The sequence below is a fragment of the Synechocystis sp. PCC 6803 substr. PCC-P genome, assembly GCF_000284455.1.
Taxonomy (GTDB): domain Bacteria; phylum Cyanobacteriota; class Cyanobacteriia; order Cyanobacteriales; family Microcystaceae; genus Synechocystis.
Genome location: NC_017039.1, coordinates 2,766,899 through 2,782,302, shown reverse-complemented (window position 1 = coordinate 2,782,302; position 15,404 = coordinate 2,766,899). Strand labels below are relative to the sequence as shown.

The 15,404-nt window shown below is 46.1% G+C and carries 12 protein-coding genes; all 12 read right to left on the bottom strand.

Features of this window, described 5'->3' with window-relative positions; all coding sequences use genetic code 11:
- Positions 1-27: 27 nt before the first annotated feature.
- The 12 genes from SYNPCCP_RS13000 to SYNPCCP_RS12945 all read right to left on the bottom strand — a co-directional run bounded on the left by SYNPCCP_RS13000 (position 28) and on the right by SYNPCCP_RS12945 (position 15,350).
- Positions 28-3,072 (bottom strand): FkbM family methyltransferase, encoded by a 3,045-nt coding sequence (locus tag SYNPCCP_RS13000; RefSeq protein ID WP_010873686.1) that lies wholly within the window; start codon positions 3,070-3,072, stop codon positions 28-30.
- A gap of 369 nt (positions 3,073-3,441) precedes the next feature.
- Positions 3,442-4,965: a photosystem II chlorophyll-binding protein CP47 gene (psbB, locus tag SYNPCCP_RS12995; RefSeq protein ID WP_010873685.1), complete on the bottom strand. Its 1,524-nt coding sequence runs from the start codon at positions 4,963-4,965 to the stop codon at positions 3,442-3,444.
- A gap of 563 nt (positions 4,966-5,528) precedes the next feature.
- Complete coding sequence (gene bchE, locus SYNPCCP_RS12990) at positions 5,529-7,028, bottom strand: magnesium-protoporphyrin IX monomethyl ester anaerobic oxidative cyclase (protein WP_010873684.1); 1,500 nt, start codon at positions 7,026-7,028, stop codon at positions 5,529-5,531.
- A gap of 150 nt (positions 7,029-7,178) precedes the next feature.
- Positions 7,179-8,708 carry a YifB family Mg chelatase-like AAA ATPase gene (locus SYNPCCP_RS12985; protein ID WP_010873683.1) on the bottom strand — a complete coding sequence of 510 codons (1,530 nt, stop codon included), beginning with the start codon at positions 8,706-8,708 and terminating at the stop codon, positions 7,179-7,181.
- A gap of 158 nt (positions 8,709-8,866) precedes the next feature.
- Complete coding sequence (locus SYNPCCP_RS12980) at positions 8,867-9,151, bottom strand: DUF4090 family protein (RefSeq protein WP_010873682.1); 285 nt, start codon at positions 9,149-9,151, stop codon at positions 8,867-8,869.
- A 154-nt stretch (positions 9,152-9,305) separates the two neighbouring features.
- Positions 9,306-9,743, bottom strand: a complete 438-nt coding sequence (locus SYNPCCP_RS12975) for a molybdenum cofactor biosynthesis protein MoaE (RefSeq protein ID WP_010873681.1) — start codon at positions 9,741-9,743, stop codon at positions 9,306-9,308.
- Between the two features lie 5 nt (positions 9,744-9,748).
- A complete protein-coding gene (gene moaD, locus SYNPCCP_RS12970; protein WP_010873680.1) occupies positions 9,749-9,994 on the bottom strand; it encodes a molybdopterin converting factor subunit 1 in 246 nt (81 codons plus the stop codon).
- The gene (gene moaC, locus SYNPCCP_RS12965; protein WP_010873679.1) at positions 9,978-11,021 is read right to left on the bottom strand and encodes a cyclic pyranopterin monophosphate synthase MoaC; all 1,044 of its coding nucleotides are present in this window, start codon (positions 11,019-11,021) and stop codon (positions 9,978-9,980) included. The genes moaD and moaC overlap by 17 nt, the downstream gene beginning before the upstream one ends.
- Positions 11,022-12,005 carry a GTP 3',8-cyclase MoaA gene (gene moaA / locus SYNPCCP_RS12960; RefSeq protein ID WP_010873678.1) on the bottom strand — a complete coding sequence of 328 codons (984 nt, stop codon included), beginning with the start codon at positions 12,003-12,005 and terminating at the stop codon, positions 11,022-11,024.
- Positions 11,981-13,153 carry a molybdopterin molybdotransferase MoeA gene (locus tag SYNPCCP_RS12955; RefSeq protein WP_010873677.1) on the bottom strand — a complete coding sequence of 391 codons (1,173 nt, stop codon included), beginning with the start codon at positions 13,151-13,153 and terminating at the stop codon, positions 11,981-11,983. Before SYNPCCP_RS12955 ends, moaA begins: the two co-directional genes overlap by 25 nt.
- Before the next feature lie 15 nt (positions 13,154-13,168).
- The gene (gene cynS, locus SYNPCCP_RS12950; RefSeq protein WP_010873676.1) at positions 13,169-13,618 is read right to left on the bottom strand and encodes a cyanase; all 450 of its coding nucleotides are present in this window, start codon (positions 13,616-13,618) and stop codon (positions 13,169-13,171) included.
- Positions 13,619-13,841: 223 nt separating this feature from the next.
- Positions 13,842-15,350, bottom strand: coding sequence for a ferredoxin--nitrite reductase (locus SYNPCCP_RS12945; RefSeq protein ID WP_010873675.1), 1,509 nt, complete (start codon positions 15,348-15,350; stop codon positions 13,842-13,844).
- Between the last annotated feature and the right edge of the window lie 54 nt (positions 15,351-15,404).

Below are 15,404 nucleotides of genomic sequence, written 5' to 3'. Positions count from 1 at the left end.
TAGATTGAAGAGCTAGAAAAAATAAAGCTAAATTTTACGACTGGTTTCAGGTATTAACAAATCCTGACGGATGAATACGACTTCTTTTTGCAATAGGGTACCATCAATGGGCGATCGCCATTCGCCGGTTTCGTCGTAATAACGGAAACCCAATTGATCCAAGAGATTAAGCATCTCTAAAAAGACCAGGGCATTTTCGTCATAGCGGACATAGGAAAGTTCTGCCATCACTAGATCCACCTGCTCGAGGAAAGTATTTGCCCCCGCCAAGACAAGATGTTCGGCGCACTGCACATCCAGTTTAAGAATACCCCGCCCTTGGAGATTTTCTTCCTCAGCCACTTGGTCAAGGGTTTTAACCGCCACTGTCACTGTTTCATAATCCCGAAAGTCCGCTGGGGTGAGCAGGGAACTACCGTAAAGATCAGGGGAAACCTGAAAACTGAGCTGCCCCGATTCGTTTGAAACGGCAATTTCTAAAAACTTAGCTTTGGGGATATTTTTAAGATAGTAATTACGGGCAGCCTGTTCATAACGATTAATCAGAGGATCAATTAAAATGAAGCGGGCTTCGGGAAACAGTTGACTAGCGGTGTGGGACCAAATACCGTGGGAAGCCCCCACGTCCATGACAAAATCAGGGCGGTAATGGTTAACTCTCAATCGCCGCATCACTTGGTACACTTGGGTGTAATCCTTGTAGATCAGGCTGGGCACTGGAGGCTCGATAAAATGTACTAAGTCAATGGGCGATCGCCGGAAGAGGGATTCAAAGCGGTCATCGGCGGCTTGTCCTTCGGCAAGGGAACTCCAAATCCAACTGTCAATATTGTGATCACTAAATTTTTCCGCTGCTGCCACGGCATTTTCCCTAAGAACCCTTTGACGTTGGGGGTCTAAAACTTCGGCCACCGCAGCCCCAAAACTTTCTGGGGTATAGTCACAAACCACGCCAATCTGAAAACGATTAATAAAACTAGCGGCGGAGGTTTTTTTGCTCCCCATCAAAATTACTGGCGTGTTAGATGTGGCCAGGGCAAACAAGATCCGTCCAGGTAAACTCAGTTGAGAAAGCTGGGGCTGGTCATCCCGCTCATCCATGGTGCCGGTGGGAACCACCACAAAAGGATATTCCTTCAGTTTTTCCACCAACTTATCTTCGGGAAAAAGTCCTTGAGGATAAATACCTTTGGCTTGTAAGTCCTGTTCGGATTCCGTTAGCCAATAATATTTGGAGTTGCCGTACCAATCTAATTGCATACCAGCTTCCTTCACACTGTGACAGAGGTCGGCAAACCACCGTTGACTCCAGATACTGCCCAGGAGGGCGCCCCGCTTTTGTTGACAGTTTTCCTGTCGGGGCTCAAACACTGTCGTTTTAATTAAATTGTGGGGAACCACTGCTGGCAAAATCCAAAACTTCAAACCAAATTTATTTTCGTAGGCATCCCGCAGTTCTGGGTGAGTGGCAAAGCGCACATCTGCCTTTTGCAAAAATTCCTCCATCAGAGCATCGGGAATATTGTTGACTCGAATATTTTGGTCGTCCATAATCCAAATTCCCAGGGGGACCCCAAATAATTCCTTAATGGCGATCGCCGTCAGCACATCTTCGGTGTAATAGGGCACACAAAAGATCCGACTAACTTCATGGTCAGCGAAAATCTGGGTGATATTGGTGAAAACCTGCTTGCGGCTCCAGCCCCGCTGGGGAAGATAGTAAGACTCGAGACCAAAGTTATGTTCACCGCCGTAATGATTGTCGGAGCGCACAGAAATAATTTGCCCATCGTTGGGGAACACCCGCCGCACCAAAGCCCCTGTACCGTGGCGATGGGTGACTTCATTGGCGGTGACAACCACACTGGCATCAATGATCTTGGCCGACTGAGCTTCAAAACGGGCATCCATAGCTTGACCTTGGGCGAGGGAATCCCAAATCCATTGGGCAATGCCGTCTGCACTGAGGTTTTGCCCCAGCTTAAAAGCTTGTTTACGCATGGGCCCTTGGTTTTCTAATAAGTAATCAATTTTGGCGGAAAAGTCCTCTGGTTGGTAAGCACAGACAGTACCGATGCCCTGGCTCTGGACAAATTGGGCCACCGCACTTTCGGGGGAGCCCACAACGAGAATTGGCAGATTGGCAGTGGCAGTGATAAAGCAACTACGGGAAGGTAGGCTTAATTTTGTTAATTCTGGGCGATCGCCGCTCTGGTCAGAAATGCCTGTGGGAATAACGGCAAAATCAGCGGTTCGAAGAATATCAATTAACTCATCTTCTGGCACAAAGCCCTTAAAGTTAATGCCGTCTTCTCCCAACTCCGCTTCGTTAAAATTCAGCCAATCCCGGTTGGGGTTACCATACCAATCAATTTTTACCCCCGTGGCTCGACACAAAGAACGCAGTTGATCTAACCATTGTTGACTCCAGACATTGCCAATCATCACGCCCTGCCGCTTACTCGGCGATCGGTCCCAGCTCTGGGGCGGTTCAGTTTTAATTAAATGTCCCTGCACCACCGGAGGCACAAACCAAAACTTACGCTTGAATTTAGCTTCATAGGCATCACAGAGGGGACGGGAAATGCCCAAGCAAATATCAGCCCGGTACAATAATTCATCTACCAAACTATCGGGTACCTGGGGAGAGTAGATATTTTGATCGTCCATAATGAAAACACACAATGGACAGTTATACAGTCGCTTTAGGGCAATGGAAATTTGGTAATCCTCTGGGAAATAAGGTACCGATAAAAATCTTCGGGGAGCATAATAGTGCAACAGCCACTGCACCTGTTGGGCAATGGTGACAAAACTTCCTCCCTGCACTAAAAAATGGCGATCGCCAAACTCCTGTTGCCCGCCGTAAAGATCATGGGAGCGAATTGTCAATAGCTCATCTGAGTTGGGAAAAAGCCTTTGCAGTAAAACCCCCACCCCATGGTCGGCATTAATTTCACAATGGCTAATAACTATGTCCCTTTCCAAAGAATGAATACTACGGCCCAGGGATTGGAGGGCATCGGCCAGTTCCTGTTGTAGGTTGTAGTGATTTTCAGTTAATTCGACCATGGTGATAATCAAGGGATGTTAAAAATTAGTAAAAGCAACTAATTTCAATTGCTTACCAGGGGCTTTGACCCTGGCATCATAGCACACTGGTAAGGTTATTAATAACTCCAAAAAAGCAACAAAAAGCGACTTCCCCTGTAGAAGAAATCGCTTTAAAAATAGTTTCTGTAAACTTTAAGTTTTGATTGAGTTAGCTCGAATTATGAGGGATAACTCCCAAGACTTAGAACCTGTTTGTAAAGTCTGACTCTGCTCCCTAAATCTCCCGATGCTGGGGGACTTTGACTTAGTTTCCCCCCAAACTTGGGTGACCAGGGAGGCTTTTCAAACACGCTCTTAAGCTGTGGTTAAAAGCTGTGCAAGAAGCACCTAGGCTTCTTTCCGGGTGGAAAGGTCACCAACCTTAGCAAACACACCAAATTCCACTTGTTCTTCCAAACCAGGATCAACCCCAGCAAATACGTCACGGAACAGAGTCCGGGAACCATGCCAGATGTGACCAAAGAAGAAGAGCAAGGCAAAGACAGCGTGGCCAAAGGTAAACCAACCCCGGGGACTGGTGCGGAATACACCATCAGAGTTGAAGGTTTCCGTATCGAAGTCGAAGCCTTCACCCAACTGAGCTTTCCGGGCAAACTTCTTCACATCACTGGGATTGCTGAAGGTCTGGCCGTCTAAAGCACCACCGTAGAAGCTGACGGTAACACCGGTTTGTTCCACACTGAATTTAGACTCGGAACGACGGAAGGGAATATCCGCCCGGACTACACCATCCGCATCGGTCATGATGACGGGGAAAGTTTCAAAGAAGTTAGGCATACGCCGTACCTCCAGTTCCCGACCTTCTTTGTCTTTGAATATGGGGTGACCAATCCATTCCTGGGCAATGCCATCACCACTGTTCATAGCACCGGTACGAAACAAACCACCTTTAGCGGGGCTGTTACCGACGTAATCGTAGAAAGCCAACTTTTCAGGGATGGTGGACCAGGCTTCAGATAGGGAAGCTCCTTCTGCTAACTGGCTATCAACCCGGCGTTGGATTTCTTCTTGAAAATAACCCTTATCCCACTGATAACGGGTGGGGCCAAAGAGTTCGATGGGGGTGGTGGCATTACCGTACCACATGGTACCGGCCACGACGAAAGCGGCAAAAAATACAGCGGCAATACTACTGGACAATACGGTCTCAATATTCCCCATGCGGAGGGCTTTATACAAGCGCTCAGGGGGCCGTACCGTAAGGTGGAAAAGACCGGCAATGATACCGACAATACCAGCAGCAATGTGGTGAGCCACTACCCCACCGGGGTTAAACGGGTTAAAGCCAGCTGGTCCCCATTCCGGTGCCACTGGCTGTACGTGGCCCGTCAGACCATAGGGGTCGGATACCCACATGCCAGGGCCCCAAACGCCGGTGAGGTGGAAAGCACCAAAACCGAAGCAGAGCAAACCAGACAAGAAGAGGTGAATACCAAACATTTTGGGCAAATCCAATGCGGATTCACCGGTACGGGGGTCAACAAATAATTCCAGGTCCCAAAATACCCAGTGCCATACGGCGGCTAGGAACAACAGACCAGATAGAACGATGTGGGCAGCAGCTACCCCTTCAAAGGACCAGAAACCGGGATCCAAACCAGTTTCTCCGGTGACGCTCCAGCCATTCCAGGAACTGGTGACACCGAGGCGGGCCATGAAGGGCAAAACAAACATGCCTTGCCGCCACATGGGGTTAAGCACAGCATCGCTGGAGTCAAAAATGGCCAACTCATAGAGAGCCATAGATCCAGCCCAGCCAGCCACTAGGGCAGTGTGCATTAAATGGACAGAGATGAGTCGCCCTGGATCATTCAGGACAACTGTATGAACGCGATACCAAGGTAGTCCCATTGACGCTCCTTCTAGTAACGAATAGTGTTTTGTGTCTTAAAGACGTTTTAATTTTTATTCTGCGTTGGGTAAATAAAACCCTTGTCTATAGGTTGTGTTAACCGAACAAGACAGACAGAGTCAAGTTTTATCCATTATCCCTTACAAAGTGAGAATATTTTGAAGGATTGTAACGAGCGGCCAGGATTTCTGCAAGCTGTCCAGGGGATAGGCAAAGGGCTTGAATGACCTAGGGACGGTGCGGTTAGCCCCACCTTGCTCCCATAAGAAACTGGCGATCGCCCATGGCGCGGCCACGATGGAATGGCCAGGGACTACACTTTTGTTGCTGACCTGATGATGGGGGTGAGCGAAGCTGAATTCATCAGTTTGGGGAATACTCCAAAGTGCGGATTCCACCGTCGGTTTGATTACTGTCTACCGGTCCAGGGACAACAAATGAAAAAATGACTACAAAAAGCTAGTGACAAGGAAAAAGTAAAATGCCGATCGCCTTGGGGGTTTCGATTTTACCTATGGCAGAGGTGATGGGGTTGAGCAAAAAATATTCTGACCGTTTTTAGCTATTTACGAGTGATACTCAAGGGAATTTCTTGATGTTCTTGTGGCATTCCCCAAAATTCCTGTAGTGTGGGCCCATTTTTCACTCGGCGATCGCCAAAGAAAAAATTAATCAGCTCATGTACTAAAACGCGACGACCCATCAGGGTAAACCAATACATTCCCCGTCGCGAAGCTTTATTCGGTTGAAACAATAAACGCCATAGTGCTTTCGGTCGAGTTTGTAGCAAAATTTCAATCAACTTTACCCACAGAAAAATTCGCCAGGGAGGCATATGGGTAGCTGCTAAAACTTGGTGCTTATAGTCCCATTTGGTTTGATCAAGTTGGATGACACGCCTTTCCGATGCAATGCCATAGAAACTAGTCCAACGATGGGGCGTAACGTACAACGACATAATTTGATCGGGATCGTAATACAGTAACTGCTTTAAAGCCTGAATAAAATCACGATCTCTAACCTCTTCAAAATCCGTTACCCAAGTGGCAAGGGAGAGAATATTATGCTGTCTTAATAATCGAATTGCTTCACGATCAGTGCTTGTCTTACTTCCTTTTCGTATGTGCTTGAGCGTAGCTTCATTTGTATTTTCCATACCTAACAAAAATCGCTCGACTCCTGCCCTGCGGTAAAGATGTAGAATATCGGCATCCCGTACAATATCATCTGCTCGAGTTGAACCGATAATAGTTATGGATATATTTTCGGCGATGATAGCTTCGCAAAACTCTTGCCAAATGGCTTTATTTACCGTTGGATTTTCATCCGCTAAATTAAATAATTGTACGCCGTGAGTTCGATGGAGCCAGACAATTTCCTGGGCAAATTTTTTAGGATCACGATGTCGCCAACGGGCCCAAAATCCCCTTTGTCCGCAATAGTTACACAAATGGGGACAACCCCGGGAAAACTGGATAACCACGGCCTGTTTACCGCCATAATAACTATATTTTTTCAAGTCTACGAGTTCCCAGCCCACACGATAGACATCAAGGTCTTGAATCATCGGAGCAGGAAGCGTTTCAATAATTTGTTCGTCGCGACGGAAGGCAATACCATCTACTTTATTTAAATCATTATGATTTTCAAGGGCGGCTATCAATTTGGCAACAGTAGCTTCACCTTCACCTCGAACAATAAAATCAATTTGGGGTTCCTTTGTTAGGATGTCATGAAAATGATAAGTCGGAAAAACACCACCATAAACAATTATCAAGTTTGGCAATCGTTCACGTAAAAACAACGTTAGGCGGCAAACGATGGGATGGGCAGAAGTTGATCCAGAATGCCCAATCAAAAGTAATTGTGGGCAATGAGCGCAAACTCGTTCTACGATTTCACTGTCTGTAAGTGGACCAAATTCAGCATCGAGCAGAGTAACATCATGGCCAGCATCCAACAATGGGCCACCAATACTTAAAAGCCCCAGAGGTGGCAGTTGTTCCTTTGGAATTCGGCTACCAATGGCCGGGTGGGGTGGGTTTAAAATGAGAATCCGCATTATTGTGCTTTATCCACTTTTTTTAGTCAGGGTCAGGCCATCCATGTCTCGATCTCCTAAGATTGTTCAAAAGCGCTCGCTAGTCTGATGATGACTAAGTAGATATTGGTAAATTATTTGGATATACGCAAAAAAAGCTAGCTTTATTGTTTAAGTGAACCTATCTAGGGTGCGGTATTGAATAGCTTCCGCCAGATGAGATGCTTGGATATGCTCCGATCGCCCTAGGTCAGCGATGGTGCGGGATACTTTCAAAATGCGGTCCATGGCCCGGGCGGAGAGCCCCAGTTTTTTGATCGCTCCTTCCAGCAGTTGACGGCAGTTTTCATCCAAGTGACAAAATTGACGCAATTGCCCTGCCTGCATTTCGGCATTACAACTAATTTTTGCATCTTTACTAAATCTGGCGATCGCCATGGCCCTGGCCTTGGCTACTCTTTGCCGCACTGGTTCTGAACTTTCTCCCTGGCCTTGGCTAGTCATTTCCTCTGGCTTAAGACGGTTAACTGCCACCTGTAGATCAATGCGGTCCATCAAAGGGCCAGAAAGCTTAGACCAATACATTTCCCTCTGGCGAGGAGAACAGGAACAGGCTTGAATGGGATCGCCAAAATAACCACAGGGACAGGGATTGGTGCTGGCAATCAGGGTAAATTGGGCTGGGAACATGATGGTTTGCTTGGTGCGGGAAATGGTAACGTGCCCGTCCTCCAAGGGTTGACGCAAAAATTCCAACACATTGCGTTTAAATTCTGTCAGTTCATCTAAAAACAAAACCCCCCGATGGGCCAAGGAAATTTCCCCCGGCCGAGGAAAACTCCCCCCTCCCACTAGGGAAGGACCAGAGGCGGAATGGTGGGGACTGCGAAAAGGACGCTGACGGATTAATTGTCCCCGTTCTTTCAGTAACCCTGCCACAGAATGGACTTGGGACACTTCCAACGCTTCTTCAAATTGGAGCGGCGGCAAGATACCAGGCAAACGGCGAGCCAACATGGTTTTCCCACTGCCTGGTGGGCCGACAAAAATCAAGTTATGGCCTCCGGCGGCGGCAATTTCTAAGGCTCTCCGGCCATGGGATTGCCCTTTCACATCTTTCAAATCCAAACAAGGCAGGGAGGTGTTCCACTGTTGCTTGGCATCCTGGGCATTAACTGGGGTAAATTTTTCCGGTGCTCCGAGAAAGTCCACCACTTCTTTAATGTGGTCGAAGCCATAGACTTTTAAGCCCTGCACCACGGAGGCTTCCAAGGCGTTGCCCGACGGTACCACTATGCCTGCTAAGCCCATTTTTTGCGCTGTGGCCGCAATGGGAAGAACACCGGCGATCGCCCGTAAACTGCCATCCAGGGACATTTCCCCTAAAAACAAATAATCTCCCAATAGTTGGGCATCCACCTGCTCCGATGCGGCCAGGATGCCAATGCCAATGGGTAAGTCAAAGCTGGGGCCTTCTTTACGTAAATCGGCCGGGGTGAGATTAATGACAATGCGCCGCACGGGGAAAGCAAAGCCCGCATTCTTTAACGCCGCCTTGACCCGTTCCCTGGATTCCTGCACTGCCGTATCTGGTAGCCCCACCACGGCGATCGCCGGAAGCCCAGCGGAAACGTCTACTTCTACCCCGACCTTAATGGCATCAATGCCCAACAGGGAAGCACTCCAAACCCTTGCTAACATAGTCGACCCACAAACTCAGTTCACCTAGCCTGATTTTACCTATCAAGATAACATGGGAAAATTTTCACTAAAGGTCCCAAACTCTGCAGGGTGACAATGGACTGTGGGCTTAGTTAGCCAAGAGGCAAGATAGCTACTCTGCTCAGACGCAAAGTAGCCTACTTAGCGCCATAGAAAAAAGCAATTTCTTTATCCTTGAGGGGTGCAAAGCCAGCGTCAATTAATTTTTGGTCTAGTTCTGCCTGGACAATATGTTTGGCTCCAATGCGGACAATGCGGGAGCGCATGGTATTACTGACCCCACTGCGTTGCCGACCTGCTTCCAAGCCCATCACCTGATGATAGAGTTCCAGCTTGGCTTCGGGAATGGCACTGCCATCAAAATCAATGCCAGCGGCGATCGCCTGGTCAATGGCATCGGCTCCTTTAGTTGTATTAGCCATGATCAATATTACCCTCGAGTTATTTTACTTTAATTATCCTAGCGAAAAAGGGTCACTAAAATTACCAATTCCCACCGGATAATTATCGTTATTAAATCAAATTAGTGCCATTAATTAGTGTTATTAATCTCCATTTAGCCAGATGGTTAGTAATCTAACTACCATGATGATGGCAACAATAAACCCATGTGGCCGGATAATCGAAGTAATGTTCCTTTTTCCAAATGGGTAATCTCAGTTTAATTTGGTCAATAACATACTGAGTACCTTGAAAAGCAGCTTGGCGATGGCTAGCCACAGTCCCCACCCATACTGCAGTTTCACCAATTTTTAAATGGCCACTACGATGGACGGCGATCGCCTGGTGGAGATCATATTTTTCTTTAGCTTCAGCAATAATTTTAAAACCCTCGTTGATGGCTAACTCCCGATAGACTTGGTATTCCAAAGAGTCGACTTGTTTACCGTCATTGTGGTTTCTCACCCAACCAGCAAAAGTTACTAGGGCTCCAGCTTGGTCACACTGTAAAGCTGAAATTAAAGGTTGGGTATTGATTGGTTGATCACTAATGTCAAATAAAGCTAAAGCCATGGAAATTAACCCCCAGCAACGGGGGGGATAAAAACAATTGTGGACTGGTCTAAAATTATATTTTCCATGGTGGTAAATTCATCATTAACTGCCACTTTGACTTGGGAGGAGGATAAATTAAAACCATGACGTTTAGCCAAGGAATCATAAAGTTCTTGGTAGGTATTTAGCTTTGTTACTAAACTTTCTTCTGCAACCTTAGCCTGTTCTTGGAGAGAAGCAAAATATCTGAGTTTAATTGATTTGGCCATAATCTTCAGGACTATTAATATTAGCGATATCAAATAAATTATCCGGTTTAATCAGCTGACAATCTGCCATTTGTAAAATTTTAACTGGACAATGTAAACCAATATTTTGGGCTTTAGTAAATAACTGTAGAGCAAGGGGAGTATAAAAACCACAGAGAGCTTCGGGAAAACCTTGATCCGCATTTTCGTAGCAAGTTGCCACCAAATCTTGGCGAGCCTGGGCAATTAATTTTTCCACCATTGTACTATTGATATAGGCTAAATCACAGGCAATAATGAGCCAATTAACCCCAGGATAGCTCTGCAAAGCCGTTAAAATTCCCGACATCGGCCCCACACTTTCTCCCCTATCTACTAGGGTAGGTAAATTTTCCAACGGTGTTCCTTGCCACTGACTAGGACGGGCAGACAAGAAAACTTGCTCGCAATATTTTGCCAACAAATCATAAATATATTGCCCATGGGGTTGCCCTTGATAATTAATTAAAGCTTTATCTTTCCCCATGCGTCTACTTTTTCCCCCGGTCAACACTAAACCGTAAAGGGGCGTTTGGCTAACATCAGCTTTACCACCAGTTTTTTCGATTAATTTAGTATTTTTGATGATAATTTCTGAGCTGATAGATTTACACATATCGTAAATAGTCAATGCTGCCACTGAAACCCCGCAAAGGGCTTCCATTTCCACGCCAGTTTTGTAATTAGTGTTAACAGCACATTGTAAAAATATTTCTAAATAATCTCGCTTTTGATAAACAATATTAATATCAAATTTACACCCATGGATTGGCAAAGTGTGGCAAAAGGGAATCAGATCCGCTGTTTTTTTCACCGCCATAGTACCGGCGATAATCGCTGTTTGAATAACCGGCCCTTTCTTGAGAAAAATTTCCTGTCCTGTTAAGTAATCTTTGATAGCTTTGGGTAACTGCACTATGCACTGGGCCACCGCCCGGCGATCGCCAGCTACTTTTTGACTAATGTCCACCATACGGGGCTGTTGATTTTCGTCAAGATGGGTAAACATTTATCCTCCAATTTGATGCATAGCGTGGCTAACTTCAGGGGGACGCAAATAGGGCTTCATCCCCAATAATTGCTGATAAACATGTTGGCGTTCCAAGGATGAAAAGTTACGAATATTGATCCCTTCATTTTTAAGTAAACAAGCCCTTAGAGTGCCATCTACCGATAACCGCCAACGGGAACAATGACCGCAAAATGGCTGGGATTCGGAGGCAATAAAACCGATTATGCCTCCACAACTAGTGCTGTAACGAAATGCCGTAGCATCTAAGGCAGATTGGATCGGTTTTAGGCTATATTTTTGCTGGATTTTTGCCAGTAACTCTTGGGCAGAAATAAACGTTTTTTCTTGGTGTCGACAGGCATATCCAATACGCATAATTTCCAAAAATCTAATTTCCATTTCCCATCGCTTAGCATATTCAATAAGATCAAAAATTTCACGGTCATTAATTTCCCTCATTACTACAGTGTTAAGTTTGATTTTAAATCCCTGACGAGAAGCTAATTCAAGATTACGAAGAATTGTATTAAGGCAATTGCGATGGGTGATTTCTGAAAAAGTTTTGGCGTTTAAACTATCGAGACTAACGTTTAAATCCAGAACATTATTCTCCCCCAGGGTATCTAAATGTCGATCTAGAACAATACCATTAGTGGTTAAACCAATCTTTTTAAGTTTTAATTGACCGATGGCTCGGACAATTTCAGTAAAATTCCTTCTTAATAAAGGTTCTCCCCCCGTTAAACGGACTTCTTCCAAGCCCAACGCAATTAACTCTCCAATAATTTCCCCATATTCCTGACAAGATAAATAGCTTGATTGCTCAAGAAATATTGCATCTACTGGCATACAATAATGGCAACGCAAATTACACTGATCCGTGAGGGAAACCCTCAATTTACGAATGCGACGGCCATAACTATCAACTAAGGTCTTAGACATGGGCAATGCTAATTCTACCAGGCATAGAAAGGAAAACATTCTCCAGCCTGAAAAGATGCTTGGTGTTGGGGTAATTCCAAAAAGCCATCACTGCCAGCTAGGGCAATAAATTCCCCGGAGTTTTTGACTGGCAGTGGCTCAGCTTTAATCACCGCTTGGGGTGTGTGACTTAGTTTAACAGGCAAGAAATAGGTTAAATCTTTTTTAAAAGTAAAATCCGTAGTTAACTGAGCGTAGATTGGAGCACTATCCAAAAAATAGCGATGTAGACAAACAAGGCTAGAAATTGGATTCCCTGGCAGACCAATAATAACAGTTTTACTCCGATGATCAATACCAAAATACATTGGTTTACCAGGCTTTTGAGCCACACCATGGATATATTTAGTTACCCCCAATTGGGACCAGACTTCTGGTAAATAATCAAATTTTCCTTTAGAAATACCACCGGAATAAATCAAAACTCTATATTCCAGTTTAGCCTTTTGATAATGGCGAATAATTACTTCTTTATCATCAGCTAAGTGGGTCAAATTTACGTTTTGAAACCCTCGGCTTTGCAAAGATACTTGGAGCCCATAAATGTTAGAGCGACGTAATTGATGAATTTTTGGCTTTTGAGTAATTTCTACCAATTCATCCCCAGTAGAAATAATTTGGATGCGGGGCTTTTGTTTAACTCTAACTTTAGTTTTTCCAAAGGAAGTAATAATATTCCAGGCAGGACCATTTAACTTTGAGGAAGATTCTAAAATGACTTTGCCTGCTCGACAGTCACTAGCCTTGGGGTGAACAAATTCCCCCGGTTCTCTCTGCCGAGGATTAATAATTTTTACCTGATTATCGGCGATCGCCACTTCTTCGTAAGGAATAACCAAATCACAATTCTGGGGTAGTAGGGCTCCCGTCATCACCTCTAAGCAACCGGTCTGGTCTGGCAAACTAGATTGCGGAGTCCCAGCGGCCACCGTCCCTAAAAGCTTGAAATGACGACGGCCCTGGTGGTATTCCGACCAAGCCAAGGCAACTCCGTCCATCATCACCCGATCGCCGGGGGGATAATCCCGGTCAGCTTCAATGGATTCTGCCAAAACTCTCCCATAGCTACCATCAACATCCATGGTAGTATCACCAAAATTGGGCCAATGGGCTTGGATAATTTCAACGGCGGCGGCAACGGAAATCATTTCGGTGGTCCCCCATTACCATTTCTTGTAGGGTAAAAACTTACCATTCATCGTTACTTTAACCCGATCGCCTTTAGGGTCTGCTTCCTTCTCAATGTCTAAGGTGAAGTCGATGGCACTCATGATACCGTCCCCAAATTTCTCATGGATTACTTCCTTCATGGGCATACCGTAGACCTGCATGATCTCATAAAAGCGATAAATGAGGGGATCTGTGGGCACAACCGGCCCCAAACCCTTAACCGAAGGAGCAGTCAGTTCGGGCACAAGATCATCGCTCAAGCCAAGGCAGTGAAGAAGTTTCTCCGCCTCATCAACGGAGGCGCTGGCCTGTCGATAAATCACAGCAGCAATCCAGACTTCATCCCGTCCGAGCAATTGTTCTAAATCAGCAAACGTGATTCCCTTTGCTTTTTTTGCTTCCAGCAGTTTTGTCGTGATAGCGGAAATTTCAGTGCCAGCCATGGGTTTCTCCTTGTGATTAGTTGTAATTAAATGTGATCCAATAATTTCAGTTCAATGGAATTATTTTTTCGGTGAGTAAGTTACCTACCTATCCACGAACCATTGCCGCCCAGCAGAGTTCAAAGCCATGGGATTCCCACGGGAAAACTCCCACAGGGTATTACAGCTGATAAATCTGGGGACATTAACGATGGGGAAGCGGACTAGGACTAGAACCCTAAAATCAACGCCGCACAGCGCCAAATTGTTCAATCAAAATCTGAGCTAACAAAGGCTGCAGTTCATCACAGGGAATACTCTTATGGACACAGGTACCCAAATGGGCATCCTTACCCACTTTTCCCCCCAGATAAACATCGGCACCATCCACTGTTTTGCCATCTTTCCGCACTTTGGTTCCCATCAGGCCAATGTCCGCCACCTGGGGTTGGCCACAGGAATTGGGACATCCAGTCCAGTGGATCCGCACGGGCTTAGGCACCGTCAACTCTTTTTCCAAAGCCGCCACCATGGCCAAAGCTCGATTTTTTGTTTCAATCAAGGCAAACTTGCAAAACTGCGCCCCCGTACAGGACACCACTGACCGTTGCAGATTGTGGGGGTCAACTCGAAACTTAGTTAATAACGGTTCCGCCAACAAAGCCTCCAGTTTTTCGTCAGGGACATTGACCAAAATTAAATTCTGTTCCACCGTCAGCCGCACTTCCCCACTTCCATAGGTATCTGCTAAACGGGAGAGTTCAAAAAAGTCATTGGCATAGAGACGGCCCACCGGCACATGGAGACCCACGTAATTTAACCCGGCTTGTTTCTGGGGATGAACCCCTAAATGATCTCGCTTATCCCAATCTAATTCGTCCTTAGGAGCCGCTGTTAACAGAGGGAAAGGCAACTTAGCGGCCACTTCTTCCCGGAATTTAGCCACCCCCCATTCATCAATTAGCCACATTAGGCGGGACTTTTGACGGTTAGCCCGCAGACCATGGTCACGGTAAATTTCCAAGATAGAACGGCATAAATCCACCACCTGCTGATCCGGTTGCACCCAAGCATCGAGGGGAATAGCGGCTTCACAACGACGGGAAGAGAAAAAGCCCCCCACCACTACGTTAAAACCGAGAATTCCCTCCCGATAGGCTGGGACAAAAGCCACGTCGTTAATTTCTGCGTGGACAGAATTATCCCGGCTTCCTTCGATGGCAATGTTAAACTTCCTGGGCAAGTTGGTGAATTCCGGATTGCCCCGACCACCATTGGTGATCATGTCCTGTACCCCTTGCACCAGGTCTCTGGTATCAATCAATTCATCTTTTTCCAACCCTGCCACCGGAGAGCCTGTGATGTTACGGACATTATCCATGCCGGACTGGACCGAGGTTAGACCACAGCTTTCCAGCTTGCTAAAAATATCGGGAATATCTTCAATTTTGATGCCCCGGACCTGCAAATTTTGCCTGGTGGTGATGTCCCCATTGCCCCGATCGCCGTAGCGGTTAATAATGTCGCCAATGACCTGTAATTGCTGACTGGTGAGCAAGCCGTGGGGAATACGAAAACGGAGCATAAACTCGCCGGGGGTGACAGGGCGGAAAAAAATGCCTAACCACTTCAAGCGCAGATCCCGGTCCTCTTCGGGGATATTTTCCCAACCAATCTGGGCAAAATGTTCCAACTCAGCCCGGACAGCCAAACCATCTTTGGTTGCCTTAACGGTCTCAAATTTATTAGCCACAACGCTTCAAGCCAGATAACAGTAGAGATCAATATAGGGTTCCCGTTTCGTTAA